Source organism: Anoxybacillus kestanbolensis, assembly GCF_001996285.1.
Taxonomy (GTDB): Bacteria; Bacillota; Bacilli; order Bacillales; family Anoxybacillaceae; genus Anoxybacillus; species Anoxybacillus kestanbolensis_A.
This window is the reverse complement of sequence record NZ_MQAD01000001.1, coordinates 33,711-50,746: the sequence shown is the minus strand read 5'-3', so window position 1 is coordinate 50,746 and position 17,036 is coordinate 33,711. Positions and strand designations below refer to the sequence as shown.

The 17,036-nt window shown below is 43.0% G+C and carries 17 protein-coding genes and 1 other annotated feature; of the genes, 14 read left to right on the top strand and 3 right to left on the bottom strand.

Annotated features, from left to right (window positions below; translation table 11 throughout):
- Positions 1-55 precede the first annotated feature (55 nt).
- Together BO219_RS00315 and clpB are read left to right on the top strand one after the other, a co-directional pair.
- Positions 56-235, top strand: coding sequence for a YjzC family protein (locus BO219_RS00315; RefSeq protein ID WP_003395421.1), 180 nt, complete (start codon positions 56-58; stop codon positions 233-235).
- Between the two features lie 85 nt (positions 236-320).
- Positions 321-2,894 (top strand): ATP-dependent chaperone ClpB, encoded by a 2,574-nt coding sequence (gene clpB / locus BO219_RS00310; RefSeq protein ID WP_077427644.1) that lies wholly within the window; start codon positions 321-323, stop codon positions 2,892-2,894.
- 26 nt (positions 2,895-2,920) lie between these two features.
- Here clpB and BO219_RS00305 read toward each other — a convergent pair whose 3' ends face one another.
- Positions 2,921-3,100: a YjzD family protein gene (locus tag BO219_RS00305; RefSeq protein ID WP_006318851.1), complete on the bottom strand. Its 180-nt coding sequence runs from the start codon at positions 3,098-3,100 to the stop codon at positions 2,921-2,923.
- A gap of 139 nt (positions 3,101-3,239) precedes the next feature.
- Here BO219_RS00305 and BO219_RS00300 point away from each other — a divergent pair, with 139 nt between their 5' ends.
- The 7 genes from BO219_RS00300 (at position 3,240) to BO219_RS00270 (ending at position 9,171) form a co-directional block, all read left to right on the top strand.
- The gene (locus tag BO219_RS00300; RefSeq protein WP_077427642.1) at positions 3,240-3,941 is read left to right on the top strand and encodes a hypothetical protein; all 702 of its coding nucleotides are present in this window, start codon (positions 3,240-3,242) and stop codon (positions 3,939-3,941) included.
- A gap of 90 nt (positions 3,942-4,031) precedes the next feature.
- Positions 4,032-4,985, top strand: coding sequence for a BMP family ABC transporter substrate-binding protein (locus BO219_RS00295; protein WP_143271260.1), 954 nt, complete (start codon positions 4,032-4,034; stop codon positions 4,983-4,985).
- A 107-nt stretch (positions 4,986-5,092) separates the two neighbouring features.
- Entirely contained in the window at positions 5,093-6,025 is a 933-nt protein-coding gene (locus tag BO219_RS00290) for a beta-ketoacyl-ACP synthase III (protein ID WP_006318848.1), read from the top strand.
- A 32-nt stretch (positions 6,026-6,057) separates the two neighbouring features.
- A complete protein-coding gene (gene fabF / locus BO219_RS00285; protein ID WP_077427639.1) occupies positions 6,058-7,299 on the top strand; it encodes a beta-ketoacyl-ACP synthase II in 1,242 nt (413 codons plus the stop codon).
- 71 nt (positions 7,300-7,370) lie between these two features.
- The gene (locus BO219_RS00280) at positions 7,371-8,093 is read left to right on the top strand and encodes a DUF2268 domain-containing putative Zn-dependent protease (protein WP_077427637.1); all 723 of its coding nucleotides are present in this window, start codon (positions 7,371-7,373) and stop codon (positions 8,091-8,093) included.
- Between the two features lie 54 nt (positions 8,094-8,147).
- The gene (locus BO219_RS00275) at positions 8,148-8,354 is read left to right on the top strand and encodes a YuzI family membrane protein (protein WP_077427635.1); all 207 of its coding nucleotides are present in this window, start codon (positions 8,148-8,150) and stop codon (positions 8,352-8,354) included.
- Positions 8,355-8,430: 76 nt separating this feature from the next.
- The gene (locus tag BO219_RS00270) at positions 8,431-9,171 is read left to right on the top strand and encodes a YjbA family protein (protein WP_077427633.1); all 741 of its coding nucleotides are present in this window, start codon (positions 8,431-8,433) and stop codon (positions 9,169-9,171) included.
- A gap of 29 nt (positions 9,172-9,200) precedes the next feature.
- Here BO219_RS00270 and trpS read toward each other — a convergent pair whose 3' ends face one another.
- Both trpS and BO219_RS00255 read right to left on the bottom strand, forming a co-directional pair.
- Positions 9,201-10,190 (bottom strand): tryptophan--tRNA ligase, encoded by a 990-nt coding sequence (trpS, locus tag BO219_RS00265; protein ID WP_077427632.1) that lies wholly within the window; start codon positions 10,188-10,190, stop codon positions 9,201-9,203.
- A 258-nt stretch (positions 10,191-10,448) separates the two neighbouring features.
- Positions 10,449-10,676: a binding site (T-box leader), on the bottom strand.
- Between the two features lie 35 nt (positions 10,677-10,711).
- Positions 10,712-11,041 (bottom strand): DUF3899 domain-containing protein, encoded by a 330-nt coding sequence (locus BO219_RS00255; RefSeq protein WP_077427631.1) that lies wholly within the window; start codon positions 11,039-11,041, stop codon positions 10,712-10,714.
- A 287-nt stretch (positions 11,042-11,328) separates the two neighbouring features.
- Here BO219_RS00255 and BO219_RS00250 point away from each other — a divergent pair, with 287 nt between their 5' ends.
- The 5 genes from BO219_RS00250 to BO219_RS00230 all read left to right on the top strand — a co-directional run bounded on the left by BO219_RS00250 (position 11,329) and on the right by BO219_RS00230 (position 17,025).
- Positions 11,329-12,975, top strand: a complete 1,647-nt coding sequence (locus BO219_RS00250; RefSeq protein WP_077427630.1) for a peptide ABC transporter substrate-binding protein — start codon at positions 11,329-11,331, stop codon at positions 12,973-12,975.
- Positions 12,976-13,078: 103 nt separating this feature from the next.
- A complete protein-coding gene (opp3b, locus tag BO219_RS00245) occupies positions 13,079-14,008 on the top strand; it encodes an oligopeptide ABC transporter permease (protein ID WP_077427629.1) in 930 nt (309 codons plus the stop codon).
- Positions 14,008-15,018, top strand: coding sequence for an oligopeptide ABC transporter permease (gene opp3C, locus BO219_RS00240; protein ID WP_077427628.1), 1,011 nt, complete (start codon positions 14,008-14,010; stop codon positions 15,016-15,018). Before opp3b ends, opp3C begins: the two co-directional genes overlap by 1 nt.
- Before the next feature lie 13 nt (positions 15,019-15,031).
- Complete coding sequence (locus BO219_RS00235) at positions 15,032-16,090, top strand: ABC transporter ATP-binding protein (protein WP_077427627.1); 1,059 nt, start codon at positions 15,032-15,034, stop codon at positions 16,088-16,090.
- Complete coding sequence (locus BO219_RS00230; RefSeq protein WP_077427626.1) at positions 16,087-17,025, top strand: ABC transporter ATP-binding protein; 939 nt, start codon at positions 16,087-16,089, stop codon at positions 17,023-17,025. Before BO219_RS00235 ends, BO219_RS00230 begins: the two co-directional genes overlap by 4 nt.
- The last annotated feature ends 11 nt before the right edge of the window (positions 17,026-17,036 follow it).

Genomic DNA, 17,036 nt, shown 5'->3' with positions numbered 1-17,036 from the left:
TTCCGAAGCCAAACGGACATATTATAAAATGATGAGACGATGAGGAGGGATACGGATGGGACAAAGTCGACATTTTCGCCCAGGGCAAAAAGCACCTAACAACGGGATATATATTGAAATTGGTGAAACAGGGGATCAAGTAAAAAATCCGAAAAAATTAAAGCTAAAAGCAGGTGACCGTTTCCCTGAGACGTCAAATCATAATCGTATTTGGACGTACTTTCCAAAACCGTAAGCCATCCTTGCATAAGGGTGGCTTTCTCGTTATAATACGTAATAGATAAAGGTCAAATAAAGTCAAAGTCAAAGGGGTGAGAACGATGGAAATGACGGAAAAAGTGCAAGAGGCGTTCGGGCGTGCACAAACGCTAGCAACGGAAAATCAACATCAAGAAGTCGACGTCGAACACGTATGCATCGCGCTTTTTGAACAAGAAGATGGGCTTGCACGGCGCATATGCGAGAAAATGTCCGTTCCTGTTGCGGCGCTGTTAGATGAATGGAAAAAACAGCTGAATAAAAAACCGCAAGTCATTTCGAGTTCAGAGGCGGGAAAAATATATGTAACAAATCGTTTACAACAATGGCTTGTGCGGGCAGAACAAGAAGCGAAACAAATGAGAGATGAATATGTATCGGTTGAACATTTGTTGCTTACGCTCGTTGACGATAAAGAAGCGAAACAAATATTGTCGCGCTACGGTATTGACCGAGAAAAGCTACTACAAACGATTATGGGAATAAGGGGGAATCAACGCGTGGTTAGTCCAAATCCGGAAGCTACATACGAAGCGTTGCAAAAATACGGTCGCGATTTAGTCGCAGAAGTAAAAGCGGGAAAAATAGATCCGGTCATCGGCCGAGATAGCGAAATTCGCCGCGTCATTCGCATTTTATCGCGCAAGACGAAAAACAATCCGGTTTTAATTGGGGAGCCGGGCGTCGGAAAAACGGCAATTGTCGAAGGACTCGCGCAGCGCATCGTCCGAAAAGACGTGCCAGAAGGATTGAAAGATAAAACGATTTTTGCACTCGATATGAGTGCGCTTATTGCCGGAGCCAAGTTTCGCGGAGAGTTTGAAGAGCGGTTAAAAGCGGTATTAAATGAAATAAAGAAAAGCGAAGGTCGTATCATTTTATTTATTGACGAACTGCATACGATTGTTGGTGCAGGGCGAGCAGACGGTGCGCTCGATGCTGGTAACATGTTAAAGCCGATGCTTGCGCGCGGGGAATTGCATTGTATCGGAGCGACGACGCTTGATGAATATCGTCAATATATTGAAAAAGATCCAGCGCTCGAACGTCGTTTCCAACAAGTGCTCGTCGAAGAGCCGACGGTCGAAGATACAATTTCAATTTTACGCGGATTAAAAGAGCGATTTGAAATTCATCATGGTGTCAACATTCACGATGGGGCGCTTGTGGCGGCGGCAACGTTATCAGATCGTTACATTTCTGATCGCTTTTTACCTGATAAAGCGATTGACCTCGTTGACGAAGCGTGCGCGATGATTCGCACAGAGATCGACTCGATGCCAACGGAACTTGATGAAGTAATGCGAAAAATGATGCAATTGGAAATTGAAGAAGCAGCGCTTAAAAAAGAACAAGACGAAGCGAGCAAACAACGCTTACAGGCGCTATCGCAAGAGCTGGCAAATTTGCGCGAAAAAGCAAACGCGATGAAAGCGCAATGGGAAAAAGAAAAAGAAGCGATTCAACACGTGCGCACGTTGCGTGAACAGTTAGAAAAAGCAAAGCGTGAGTTAGAAGAAGCAGAAAACAATTACGATTTAAATAAAGCAGCAGAACTTCGTCACGGACGCATTCCACAGCTTGAAAAGCAATTGAAACAATTGGAACAAAGTGAAAACGAACAACGCTTGCTACGTGAAGAAGTAACGGAAGAAGAAATCGCGACAATCGTGTCAAAATGGACGGGCATTCCGATGACAAAACTCGTGGAAGGCGAGCGAGAAAAGTTATTGCGGCTTTCAAATATTTTACATGAACGCGTTATCGGACAAGACGAAGCTGTTGAGCTAGTGAGTGATGCGGTGTTGCGCGCGCGTGCAGGCATGAAAGACCCAAATCGTCCGATCGGTTCATTTCTTTTCCTCGGTCCGACAGGTGTCGGAAAAACAGAATTGGCGAAAGCGTTAGCGGAAGCGTTGTTTGATAGCGAACAACAAATGATTCGTATCGATATGTCGGAATATATGGAAAAACATGCAGTATCTCGTTTAATCGGAGCGCCCCCAGGATATGTTGGATACGAAGAAGGGGGACAACTAACCGAAGCGGTGCGCAGAAAGCCATATTCGGTTATTTTGCTTGATGAAATTGAAAAAGCGCATCCAGAAGTGTTTAACATTTTACTGCAAATGTTAGACGACGGTCGCATGACGGATTCGCAAGGAAGAACGGTTGACTTTAAAAATACAGTCGTCATTATGACGTCCAATATTGGCTCGCACACGTTGTTAGAAGCGGTCGATGCGCACGGGGAGGTAAACGAAGAAGCGCGCGAACAAGTGTTGAAACAGTTACGTGCGCATTTTAGACCAGAGTTTTTAAACCGCATCGACGATATTGTCTTATTTAAGCCGTTAACTGTACGTGAAGTAAAAGGCATTGTAGAGAAGTTTATCAAACAATTAGAAGAACGGTTAGCGGAGCGTCACATCACAGTCACGTTAACGGACGAAGCGAAAACGTACATTGCGACACATGGGTTTGATCATGTATATGGTGCTCGCCCGCTCAAACGGTTTATTCAAAAACATATCGAAACGAAGCTTGCGCGTGAAATTGTCGCTGGGCATATCGGAGACTATAACGCGGTGACGATCGATGTCGAAGGTGATCAATTAGTTGTAAAAAAAGGATAAACGGACAGATGCCGTTTATCCTTTTTTTAATGATGGACAGGGTCGTTTGGAATAAGTTGCGCGATTAACAAAATGAGAACGGTTGCAATGACTGCCAATGTTGTACCGGTTGCGAAATGGTACGCCACACCGATCATGGAGCTAACGACGTATGTCAACATGTTGACTAATAAAAACGTCCAAAAAAACGTCCAAAAAATGCGCATATAACTCCCTCCTTTGCACTCTTTTTTTATCTTAACATAAATGATGGATGTGCGAAAACGAAAAATTATAACGCCTAGTACACGCAAAAGAAAATCGCATACGATATATTGTACAATGATGTGCTTAAGGTGGACGATTATGACAGATAAGCAACGATTTTTCCAATTTAGCGAGCAATGGTGTGCAATTCATGTTCCAGATCGACCGAACGGATTTGGTTTGCTTCTTTTAGGGGACGTTTCTCACTTTGTCGACGATAAAACGAGCTTATGGATGCAACATGTTGGAAAAAACAAGTTGTTGCACGATTTATTACAACATGGATATACGATTTTTTATTCGCATTTGTACGGTGCCAATTGGGGAAGTCCAAAAGCGGTGAAACTAGCGAAGCAGCTAATTTATTATGTGCTAAAAACAGAAATTTTAAATGAACGCATTTATGTGTTGGCGGAAGGAATGGGGGCGCTTGTCGCTTTGCAATTAATGAACGATTTGCATGATCAAATACGTGCAATTGCGCTATTAAATCCTTGTTTACATTTACAGGCGCAACTGCAATATGAAAAAGAACATAAATTTTTTTATAAACGGTTGTTGCGTCAACTCAAGGAAGCGTATGGGCAAGAAGAAGTTGAACGATGGCTTCCACCACTTTATCCGCCGATTGTGCCGATGAAAATTTGGCAAGTATCAGGCATAAATCCATATCCACCAACGATTCATGCACGATCATATGCGCAAACATACGGTGTTCCTGTGTCCTATCACTTGCCGGAAAAAAAATATACGTTTGCCCAAGCGATTCATGCATTTTATGCACGATATGATGACGTATAGTCCCCATACCCGTGGGGATTTTTTCTTTACCGATCAGAAAGAAAGCAAGTAAAATAAAAAATGAAACAGAAAAAGGAGTGTTGCATGTTGATGTGGCGATATACATATTTGATTTTTGCACTACTTGTTATATTATCTTCTTGCGCTCCTGCTCAATTATCATCGGGACATGTACAAAAGGTTGGTTTGCTCGTTTCGGATACGATCGACGATCAAGTGTGGGGAACGAAAGGATATAAAGGGTTGCTTCGTATTCAAGCGAAGTTTGGAGCGGACGTGTTTTATCGCGAAGGGGTCAACTCGAAGGCCGCTACGGCACATGCGGTAAAACAATTCCACGAAAAAGGTGTCACATTAATTTTCGGACACGGGAGCGAGTATGGACAATATTTTCATGATCTTGCGGACAAATATCCAGATATTCATTTTGTATTTTTTAACGGAGAGGCGAAAAAGAAAAACGTCACAAGCTTCAATTTCCAAGGACATGCGATGGGCTTTTTTGGAGGCATGGTCGCAGGACATATGACGAAAACGAATAACATTGGCGTGATTGCCGCATTTGAATGGCAGCCGGAAGTGGACGGTTTTTTCGAAGGAGCGTTATATGAAAACGAAAATGCCCATGTCGACGTTGAATATGTGCAAAATTGGGATGACATAAATACAGCTCTGGCGATTGCTGAGCGGATGATCGCAGATGGCGTAGATGTCATATATCCCGCTGGCGATAAATTTAGCGTGCCGATTATTGAAAAAATGAAAGAATATGGGCTTTATGCGATCGGATATGTAACAGACCAATCAGATTTAGGGGAACGAACAGTGCTGACAAGCACCGTCCAACATGTCGACGAACTGTACGAACTCGTTGCGAAAAAATTTATAGATGGAAAGTTAAAAGCTGGGACGACATATGTCGACTTTCAAGACGGTGTCATCGAACTCGGCACGTTTAGCCCACTTGTCGAGGAATCGTTTCAGCAAAAAATAAAAAAAGCGATTACGCGATATAAAGCAACGGGAAAATTGCCGAATGAGTAAATGAGGTGTCGAGTAAGCACCTCATTTTTTTATTGCACGAAACGAAAAAAGAAAGTAAAATTAGTACCAAGTAATAAAGTTTGATAATAAAAGGAGACGATATTTCCGTGAGTGCAGGAATTATTGGAATTGGACGATATTTGCCGGAACGTATTGTGACGAATAAAGAATTAGAACAACGTATGGATACGTCCGATGAATGGATTCGGACGCGCACAGGCATTGAAGAGCGGCGCATTGCGTCAGACGATATCGATACGTCCGATATGGGCTATATCGCAGCAAAGCGCGCGCTTGATGATGCGGGCATTTCGCCAGAACAAATTGATCTCATTTTAGTAGCGACGGTGACGCCAGATCGCGCTTTTCCATCTGTCGCATGTATGTTGCAAGAAAAGCTTGGGGCGGTGCGTGCGGCGGCGCTTGATGTGAGCGCGGCATGCGCAGGATTTATGTATGCGATGGTGACCGCGAAGCAATTTATCGAAACGAATACGTACAAATATGTGCTTGTTGTAGGTGTGGAAAAATTATCAAAAATTGTTGATTGGACGGATCGTAACACAGCGGTGTTGTTTGGAGACGGCGCAGGCGCTGTCGTGATGGGAAAAGTGTCTGAAGGTCGTGGCATCGTGTCGTTTGAGCTAGGAGCGGACGGTACAGGCGGAAAATATTTATATCAAGACGATTTTGTTGTGATGAACGGACGAGAAGTGTTTAAGTTTGCGGTGCGTCAAATGGGCGAGTCGTGCATTCGCGTATTAGAAAAAGCAGGATTGACGAAAGCAGATGTTGACTTTTTAATTCCGCATCAAGCGAATATTCGCATTATGGAAGCGGCGCGCGAACGGTTAGAGCTCCCAATCGATCGCATGTCGATTACGGTCAATAAATACGGAAATACGTCCGCTGCATCGATTCCGATTTCGCTCGTTGAAGAAGTAGAAGCTGGACGCATTCAAGATGATGATCTCATCATTATGGTCGGCTTTGGCGGTGGATTAACGTGGGGCGCTATTGCGTTGCGTTGGGGCAAATAACGATGTATGATGAAACAAAGGAGTGATGTGTGATGGAAAAAAGACGAGTCGTCGTCACGGGATTAGGGGCTGTCACACCGTTAGGACATGATGTGGAAACGACATGGAAAAACATCGTGGCAGGACAATCGGGCATCGGTCCGCTTACACGGTTAAATGCGGACGATTTTCCTGCGAAAGTGGCGGCAGAAGTGAAAGATTTTCAAGTCGAACAATTTATTGATAAAAAAGAAGCGCGCAAAATGGACCGTTTCACGCAATATGCGGTCGCCGCTTCGATGATGGCAGTAAAAGATGCAAATTTACAAATTACGGAGGATAACGCTGCGCGCGTCGGCGTATGGATCGGTTCAGGTATCGGCGGGATGGAAACGTACGAAGAACAATTGAAGACGTTTTTAGAAAAAGGATATCGTCGCGTCAGCCCGTTTTTCGTTCCGATGATGATTCCAGATATGGCGGCCGGACAAGTGTCGATTATGCTTGGGGCGAAAGGAATAAACTCATGTACGGTGACCGCCTGCGCCACAGGAACGAACTCGATTGGCGATGCGTTCAAAGTAATTGAACGTGGCGATGCCGATGTGATGATTACAGGCGGAACAGAGGCGCCGATTACACATATGGCGTTTGCAGGATTTAGCGCCGCAAAAGCGCTCTCGTTTAACCCTGATCCGAACACAGCATGCCGTCCGTTCGATCAACATCGTGACGGATTTATTATGGGCGAAGGGGCAGGCATTATTATTTTAGAAGAACTCGAACATGCGTTAAAACGTGGTGCACGCATTTATGCAGAAATTGTCGGCTACGGTGCGACAGGCGATGCGTATCATATTACCGCGCCAGCACCGGGCGGAGAAGGCGGCGTCCGCGCGATGCGCCAAGCGCTTCATGATGCGAACATGCGACCAGAAGACATCGATTACATTAACGCACATGGAACGAGCACAGAGTATAACGATAAATACGAAACGATGGCGATTAAAGAAGTATTTGGTGAACATGCGTATAAACTAGCGGTCAGCTCGACGAAATCGATGACAGGGCATTTGCTCGGGGCAGCAGGGGCTGTTGAAGCGATTTTCTCCGTGTTATCCATTTACGATGGCGTTATTCCGCCAACGATTAACTATGAAACACCAGATCCAGAATGCGATTTAGATTACGTACCAAACGTTGCCCGCAAACAAAATGTGCGTGCTGTATTAAGCAACTCGCTCGGTTTTGGTGGCCATAATGCGACGATCATTTTCAAAAAATATGAAGGATGAGGCTTTCCTCATCCTTTTCACATTTTCCTTTCGTTTTTCGTACAATGCGATAACGAAAGGGGGGGAGTATCATGGGAGTGATTAACACAAAAAACTGGTTTGAACATGACAAATGGCGTAAAAAAATAAACGAAGACGTACAGCGCCATTTATTCGCACATGGCATGGCACGGCGCAATCAACAGGAGATCATGAAACAGCTCGCTGAAAAAAATGTATGGGCGTTTGTCGCTAAAAAGTTTATGGAGCTAAAAAAAGAGTGGGATGGCCCGGATGTGCCGATTTATATTTTCCCCGCAGATGCCACAAATCGTTCACTCCAACATGAATTTGGCGGAAAGTCAGGCGTCGCTTTTTTCGATCAACTGTTTTTATTTTTACTTCCTCATGTCTCGAACGAACATATTTACGCCCTCCTCATTCACGAATACAATCATGTCTGTCGTTTACATGCTGACCCGAAAGATGAACGGGACTATACGCTTCTTGATCGCATCGTGATGGAAGGATTAGCCGAACATGCGGTGAGGGAGCGGCTTGGAAGCGACTATGTCGCCAAATGGACGACATATTATACGAAAGAACAACTCGAGCAATTTATGAAAAAATGGCTCGTGCCCAACTTGTCTCTTCGTCTGGACGATGCTCGTTATCGTGCCTTGTTGTATGGTTCGATGTTGTATCCACGCATGCTTGGTTACGCAGTTGGATATGAAGTGGTGAGACGAGCGCTAGCGAAAAAGACGATGACGGAGTTACTCACTATGACATCTGAACAAATTTTTTTTATGTAACGCATCGTTATGTCGCTTGTTCATACATATAGTAGTGGACAAGGGGGCTAATGTATGCGTTTCTTTTTTTATTTGCTTGGGTTCGGGATGTCGGTGATCGGTGGGACGACGATGATTGCGTATTTAAACATTATCGCCTCACGTTCAGACTGGAAAGAATATTTGTTATTTATTAGCACAAAAGTGGAGTGTTATTTTTTACCGATTGGCTTATTCATGACGTGGCTAAGCATTTTTTTCCCATTTCGTGATGATGGTTAAATTTAGGGTGAAATGGAATAAAATGAACGACCTCTGACCATACTGTGAACAAATCGTTCGAAGTGAGGGGTTATGCATGTTGTATCTTCACGATGTTTGGGTAAATTGGTTTGAAGGAGAAGAAAACGGCTATAACGTTTGCCACTTTTATGAGTGGAGAAAAGATGATGCGATTGAACTGTTAGATCAAGTGCCAGTGTTGAAAGTGAGTGCACCATTGTTTCACTACTTAGAAAACAGCTTGGCCGAAATTCCGAAACCGTTGCTTGAAGACGTATATCAAAAAGCGTACGTGCGCAAAAACCACGAACGCATTCAACTTGATTATTGTTTTATCGCCACGGATGGTTACGGCATTATCGCCATTGATACGATTGGTTATCATATTCCGATTCGAAAAAGCCGCCTCATTCCACGCCAAGAACAGCTCGTGTATGAGATGATGAAAGAACAAGAAGTGCGCACATATCCATTTCAACAAAGTGAAAAAGAATATCACATTTTATCGCCTCATCCTGCGCTCATGAGCGGATTGACACGTAAAGAGCGACAATTGAAACAACTGTTATTTATGGCGCTTGATCAACTATACGGAACGAAAAATGTTGCCGAAGTGCGTTATTGGTATACGGAATGGGCGCCAGAAAAGTATGCATACATTCAACAAATGTCGTTCGAAGAAGCGTGGAACGGCTTGTACGAAGAAGCGAAACATGGATGGTCGGAGCGGCACGTTCATTTGTGCGAACGGCTTGTGAAAGGACAACCGTTTTTTGAAAAACTGTGGGAAATGGAACAAGAACCGAAAGTGAATTAAAAAACTCAGCCCTTATGGAGCTGAGTTTTTTATCGTCTTTTTCTTCCTAAACCGATGGCGTTTTCCATTTTCTTCAACATTTTATTTGCGACGCGGTTTGCTTTTTCTGCTCCTTCGTCTAAAATGTCATCTAGTTTTGAGCTTTCCATAAGCTCATAATATTTTTCTTGGATTGGTGTCAATGCGTCAATGATCACTTGAGCGACGTCCGCTTTAAATTCTCCGTATCCCTTTCCTGCGTAGCGCTCTTCTAATTGCTCAATCGATTCGTTCGCTAAAATGGAGTAAATCGTCAATAAGTTCGATACGCCCGGCTTCTTTTCTTTATCGTAACGAATGATGCCTTCTGAGTCTGTGACGGCGCTTTTTACTTTTTTCTCGATCGTTTTCGCATCGTCAAGTAGTGTAATGTACGATTTTTGGTTTGGATCGGATTTGCTCATTTTTTTCATCGGATCGGTGAGCGACATAATGCGTGCTCCGATTTTCGGAATGCGCGCCTCCGGGATCGTGAAAATGTCCCCATATCGTTTATTAAATCGCTCCGCTAAATCGCGTGTGAGCTCAATATGTTGTTTTTGGTCTTCACCGACAGGAACGATGTCTGTCGAGTAAAGTAAAATGTCGGCTGCCATAAGCGGCGGATACGTTAACAACCCAGCGCTGACCGCTTCTTTTCCAGCTGATTTATCTTTAAATTGCGTCATCCGCTCTAATTCGCCAATGTAGGCGATGCATTGCAAAATCCAACCCGCTTGCGCATGCGCAGGCACTTCTGATTGAATAAACAACGTTGATTTGTTCGGATCGATGCCAACCGCTAAATAAAAGGCCGCTAAACTGCGAATGTTTTTCCGAAGCGCGAGCCGATCTTGCGGAACGGTAATCGCATGTTGATCAACGATACAAAAGTAGCAGTTGTAATCGTCTTGCAATTCAACAAATTGCTTCATCGCCCCGATATAGTTGCCGAGCGTAATGACGCCGCTCGGTTGAATACCTGAAAAAATCGTCTTCATCGAATCACTCCTTTTCGTTTTTTTAGTGAGTTAAGAAAATATAAAGTTTGGGAGCTAAGGACTGTCTAGCTCCAAGCGCCATCGGCTCGAGTCGCTCCGCCCCTTCTTTTGGCGGCTAAGCCTCCTCGGTGGGGCTTGTGCGCTCTTCGCGGAGCCAAGGATGGCGACATTTCGCCGTTGCCCGCAGGAAGCGGGCTGCCTTTAGGCGAAATTGGGGCGCTTTGCGCTTTTCTTAACAATAAAAAAAGTCCTATCATCTTTAGGGACGATAGAACCGTGGTGCCACCCTAGTTATTGCCGATACGACAATCACTTTGCCCATGCGCATGCATGGCACCTTTGTAACGTAAGGCAAACGTCCAAGCCTACTTTTTGTTCAGCTTGAATGCTCGAAAGCCCATTCCATACAACTAGCGGCTTGTTCGCACCGTCCACAAGCTCTCTGAACGCCTCGTCATATGTACTATTCTTCGTCATCGCATCGGTTTTTGAAAACATTATATGAGTTTCCACTTCGATTGTCAATTCATGTATGAAAAAATGAGCGTTGCGCCTGTGACGACCAGCCCAGCAAAAAAAAGCGTCGCTCCCCATTGTTTTTTTGACGCGTCGTCGCGTTGTTCATCAGCCATGTATCGTTCAACAGGGGAACGAAACAATCGTTTAAAACTAGAGATAGTGACATCGAAAAATCCTTTTTCATATATGAACCGAAATCCGCCAATAATAACGAGTGGTTGGGCGATGTAAAAAGAAACATTAATAAATGTTAACCACTTCGTTTCAGAAAAAAGTGCAACCGTTAGCGCGATCAAAAATACGAAAAAGCTTGTCATGACTGCTTTTTTCACGATCTATCCACCTTTCACGCTCAATCGCTGTGAAGTATTATACTAAAAAAAGTGTAAATTTTCTATTTACAAATGTCCAGAAAACAAATAAAATAGTCATCAAGCTGATTTTATCAAATTTGTGAACAAACCTCGCATTTATTTAAAATGTTAGAAAATTTAAAAAAAGTTCCGAAAAAAATCTTTTCAAATATATTAATTCGTTATATAATTTCCTTGTGTTTCAAATCTTCTGATAAATCAGAAGATGGAAATAAATACAATAAAAAGATGAGGGGGAAACTCGTATGAAGAAAAAGCTATCTGTCTTTTTCGCTCTTCTTCTTGTTGCTTCCATGGTGCTAGCAGCATGTGGCGACAACAACGCGGAAGAACCGAAACCTTCAGATGAAGGAAAACAAGAAACACCAGCAAAAGAGCAAGTATTGAACTTGTTAGAAAGTTCGGAAATTCCTTCACTAGACACTACGTTAGCGACTGATGCCGTATCATTCCGCGTCATGAACAACGTATTTGAAGGGTTATATCGTTTAGACCAAAACAACGAGCCAACGCCAGGGATGGCTGAAAGCTATGAAGTAAGCGAAGATGGAAAAGTGTACACATTCAAACTTCGCGATGCGAAATGGTCAAATGGTGAGCCTGTAACGGCAAACGATTTCGTATATGCATGGAGAAAAGCGCTTGATCCAAACACAGGTGCTGAGTATGCATACATTATGTACGACATTAAAAACGCTGAAGAAGTAAACACAGGAAAAGTGCCTGTTGACCAATTAGGCGTAAAAGCAATTGACGAAAAAACGTTACAAGTTGAATTGAAAAACCCAGTTCCATACTTCTTAAGCTTATTAACATTCCCGACGTTCTATCCACAAAATGAAAAGTATGTGAAAGAGCAAGGGGACAAATACGGTCTTGAAGCAAACACAACAATTTACAACGGTCCGTTCGTATTAAGCGAGTGGAAACATGAGCAAAGCTTCCAATTAAAGAAAAACGAGCAATATTGGGATGCACAAACTGTAAAACTTGAAACAATTAACTTCAACATCGTAAAAGATGTAGCGACAGGTGTAAACTTATACGAAACAAACAAAGCTGACCGCGTCGGTTTAAGCGCAGAGTTTGTTGACAAATATAGCAGCGACAAAAACTTCAAAACAAAATCAGAGCCTGTATTATTCTTCATTCGCATGAACCAAAAGAACGAAGTGTTGAAAAACGTCAACGCTCGTAAAGCGATTGCGATGGGCTTCGATAAAGAAGCGATGGTTGCGACGATTTTAAATAACGGTTCTAAAGCAGCGAACTACTTCGTTCCAGAAGGATTCGTTAAAGGTCCGAACGGAAAAGACTTCCGTGAAGAAAATGGCGATTTATTAACGTTTAATGCAGAAGAAGCGAAAAAATATTGGGAACAAGCGAAAAAAGAGCTTGGCAAAGACAAAGTTACGCTTGAGTTGTTAAACTACGACTCTGAAAGCGCGAAGAAAATCGGTGAGTTCTTAAAAGAGCAACTTGAAACAAACTTACCTGGTTTAACAATTAACATTAAGCAACAACCATTTAAGCAAAAACTTGATCTTGAAAGCAAAATGCAATATGAATTATCATTTGCAGGTTGGGGTCCAGACTACCAAGACCCAATGACATTCATCGATATGTTTGTCACAAACGGTGCTCATAACCAAACAGGTTGGTCAAATGCGGAGTACGACAAACTTGTACAAGATGCGAAAACAACGCTTCTTTCTGACTTGCAAGCTCGCTGGGATGCGATGGTCAAAGCTGAGAAAATCTTGTTAGATGAAGCAGTTATCGCTCCAATGTATCAACGTGGTGCAGCATACCTAGAGCGTGAATACGTGAAAGGTATCGTTGATCATCCATTCGGTCCAGACAATAGCTATAAGTGGGCTTATATCGAGTAATCGAAAAAGAAAGGAGAGTATATGTGCGAAAGCATATACTCTCCTTTTGCCTGCTAATCAGTAAAATTTCAAAAAGTTTTTAATTTTTAAGGAGGTGTGCGATATGGCACGATATACGTTGCAACGTCTTATTTATATGGTTATTACCCTATTTATTATTGCAACAGCCACGTTCTTTTTAATGAAGCTTCTCCCAGGTTCCCCCCTCCAAAATCAAGAGAAGCTATCACCAGAACAACAAAAAATCATTTTAGAAAAGTATGGTTTAAATGATCCAGTTCCTGTGCAATACGTTCGCTATTTAGGCAACTTAGTTAAAGGAGATTTAGGCGTTTCTTTCCAATATGATAACCGCCCAGTCACACAGCTTATTGGTGATCGCATTGGGCCATCGGCACAACTCGGTTTTCAAGCGCTTGTACTTGGAACAGTTGTCGGTATTTTACTCGGTGTCATTGCAGCTGTTCGTCATAATACAGCGATTGACTATACGGCTACTATATTGGCTGTTTTAGGGATTTCTATTCCATCATTTGTATTCGGTGGATTATTACAATATTATATCGGTGTAAAATTGAAACTTCTTCCTGTAGCGTTTTGGGAAGGTTTTGAGTATACCATTATGCCAACATTAGCATTATCGGTATTCGTTATTGCAAGCATCGCGCGCTTTATGCGTACAGAAATGTTAGAAGTGCTCGGTTCCGACTACATTTTAACCGCGCGTGCAAAAGGAATTAGCGGCTTTGGCGTCATTTTTAAACACGGATTGCGAAATGCAATGATTCCGATTATTACAATTCTTGGTCCGATGGCTGTTAACTTAATGACAGGAACACTTGTCATTGAGCAAATTTTTGCTGTCCCTGGTTTAGGGGAACAGTTCGTTCGTTCCATTAACTTAAATGACTATCCGGTCATTATGGGAACGACTATTTTCTATAGTGCGTTATTTATTTTTGTTATTTTTATTGTGGACGTGCTTTACGGCTTAATTGATCCGCGAATTCGTTTGGCGGGAGGGAAAAAATAATGACAGAAAAGCAACTATCTCCTGAGTTGTTTGAGTTAGCGACAGAGCGTCAAGGTGATATGGAAAAAATTAATCGTCCAAGCTTAACGTTTTTACAAGACGCTTGGCTTCGATTAAGAAAAAATAAAGGTGCTGTTTTCGGACTAATCATGATTATTGCCATTACGTTGATGGCTATTTTTGCACCGATCATGAGCGATCGTACGTACAAACAACAAAATTTAAGTCATGCGAAATTACCACCGCGTATACCGGTGTTAGAACATATTGATTGGCTTCCGTTTAACGGAAAAGATATGAACGGCATTAACGTATATGAAAAGCGTGGTGTAAAAGAGTACTATTGGTTTGGAACCGATGACCTCGGTCGCGATTTATGGACACGTACGTGGTATGGTGCCCGTATTTCGTTATATATCGGGGTGTTAGCTGCAACCATTGACTTGTTAATTGGAATTATTTACGGTGGTGTGTCCGGTTTTTACGGTGGGCGCGTCGACAATGTGATGCAGCGCATTATTGAAGTATTAGTCGGTATCCCGAACTTAATCGTTGTTATCTTGTTTATTCTCGTGTTCGAACCGGGAATTATTTCGATTACAATGGCGATGGTTATTACAGGTTGGGTGACGATGGCGCGTATTGTGCGCGGACAAATTTTAAAGTTAAAAAATATGGAATATGTGTTAGCCGCTCGCACGCTCGGTGCATCCGATTCGCGCATTATCGCTAAACATTTATTACCGAACGTTGTTGGACCGATTATTATTACGACGATGTTTACAATTCCGAGCGCCATTTTCACAGAAGCGTTTTTAAGCTTTATTGGACTTGGTATTCGTCCACCAGAAGCATCGCTCGGTTCACTTGTTAACGACGGTTATAAGTCAATTCAAACATATCCACACTTAATGATGATTCCAGCGTTTGTTATTAGCTTGCTCATTTTAAGCTTTAACTTATTAGCAGACGGATTGCGCGATGCGCTTGATCCAAAAATGCGTAAATAGAGGAGGTGGAACAATGGAAAAAGTGCTCGAAGTAAAAGATTTGCACATTTCGTTTGATGTGTACGGTGGAGAAGTACAAGCTGTACGAGGTGTATCGTTTGATTTGTACAAAGGAGAGACGTTGGCGATTGTTGGGGAGTCCGGATCAGGAAAATCGGTGACATCAAAAGCGCTTATGCGTTTACTACCGGTTCCTCCTGCGCGAATTAAACAAGGACAAATTTTGTTAGAAGGTCGCGATTTGACGAAACTATCGGAAAAAGAAATGCAACGTGTGCGCGGTGCGGAAATCTCGATGATTTTCCAAGATCCGATGACCGCGTTAAACCCGACGATGACGATCGGAAAACAAATTACAGAAGTATTGTTAAAACATCAACAAATGACAAAAGCGGAGGCGAAAGCGCGCGCCATTGAATTGCTTGATCTTGTCGGCATTAAAGAGCCAGCGCTTCGCTTTAAACAATATCCGCATCAATTATCAGGCGGTATGCGCCAACGCGTCGTTATTGCAATTGCGCTTGCATGCAATCCGAAAGTGTTAATTGCCGATGAGCCAACGACAGCGCTGGACGTGACGATTCAAGCGCAAATTTTAGAGCTCATTAAAGACATTCAAAAAAAGACAGGCACATCGATTATATTCATTACACATGATTTAGGTGTAGTTGCTAACGTGGCGGATCGTGTGGCGGTCATGTATGCAGGAAAAATTGTTGAAAAAGGAACGGTCGATGAAATTTTCTACAATCCGAAACATCCGTATACGTGGGGGCTACTTGCGTCGATGCCAAGCTTAGAGCACGGAGATGAAGAATTGTACTCCATTCCAGGAACGCCACCAGACTTATTAAATCCGCCAAAAGGCGATGCGTTCGCGCCTCGTAATGCGTACGCGTTAAAAATTGACTATGAAATGGAGCCGCCAATGTTTCAAGTATCTGATACGCACTATGCGGCAACGTGGTTGCTTCATCCGAATGCACCGAAAGTTGAACCTCCGAAAGTCGTTCGTGAACGGATGAAAAAATTCGTTACACTAACGAACAACAAAGGAGGGAATAAGCAATGAGCGAAAAACAAAAACTCGTTGAAGTGAAAAACTTAAAACAATATTTTAAAGTCGGCAAAGGTCAAATCGTAAAGGCTGTTGACGATGTGACGTTCGATATTTATAAAGGTGAAACGCTCGGTCTTGTAGGGGAATCAGGATGTGGAAAGTCAACGACAGGCCGTACAATTATCGGGCTATATGAAGCAACAGGTGGCGAAGTGTTGTTTAACGGGTTGAGCGTCCATCGAAAAAAATCGGCGAAAGAAGCGAAAGAATTAAAACGGAAAATGCAAATGATTTTCCAAGATCCGTATGCGTCATTAAATCCACGTATGACGGTTGCGGATATTATTGCGGAAGGCATCGATATTCACGGCTTAGCGTCGTCGCGAGAAGAGCGCATGAATCGCGTATATGAGCTTCTTGAAACAGTCGGGTTAAATCGTGAACATGCGAATCGCTATCCGCATGAGTTTTCGGGTGGTCAGCGCCAACGAATCGGCATTGCGCGCGCGCTCGCTGTTGAGCCGGAGTTTATTATCGCGGACGAGCCAATCTCGGCGTTAGACGTATCGATTCAAGCGCAAGTCGTCAACTTAATGAAAAAGCTGCAGCGTGAAAAAGGGTTAACGTATTTATTTATCGCGCACGACTTGTCGATGGTGAAATACATTAGCGATCGCATCGGTGTTATGTATTTCGGAAAAATGGTTGAGCTTGCTGATGCAGAAGAACTGTATCGCAATCCGATTCATCCGTATACAAAATCGCTCCTTTCTGCGATTCCACATCCAGATCCAGAAACAGAGCGGACACGAAAACGGATTATTTACGACCCGACACAACATAACTATAAAGAAGGCGAAGATGTGCGCATGCGCGAAATTACGCCAGGCCATTTCGTTTACTGCTCTGAAGCAGAGTACGAAACATATAAGGCGATGTACAGCTAATCTCTCGGCTT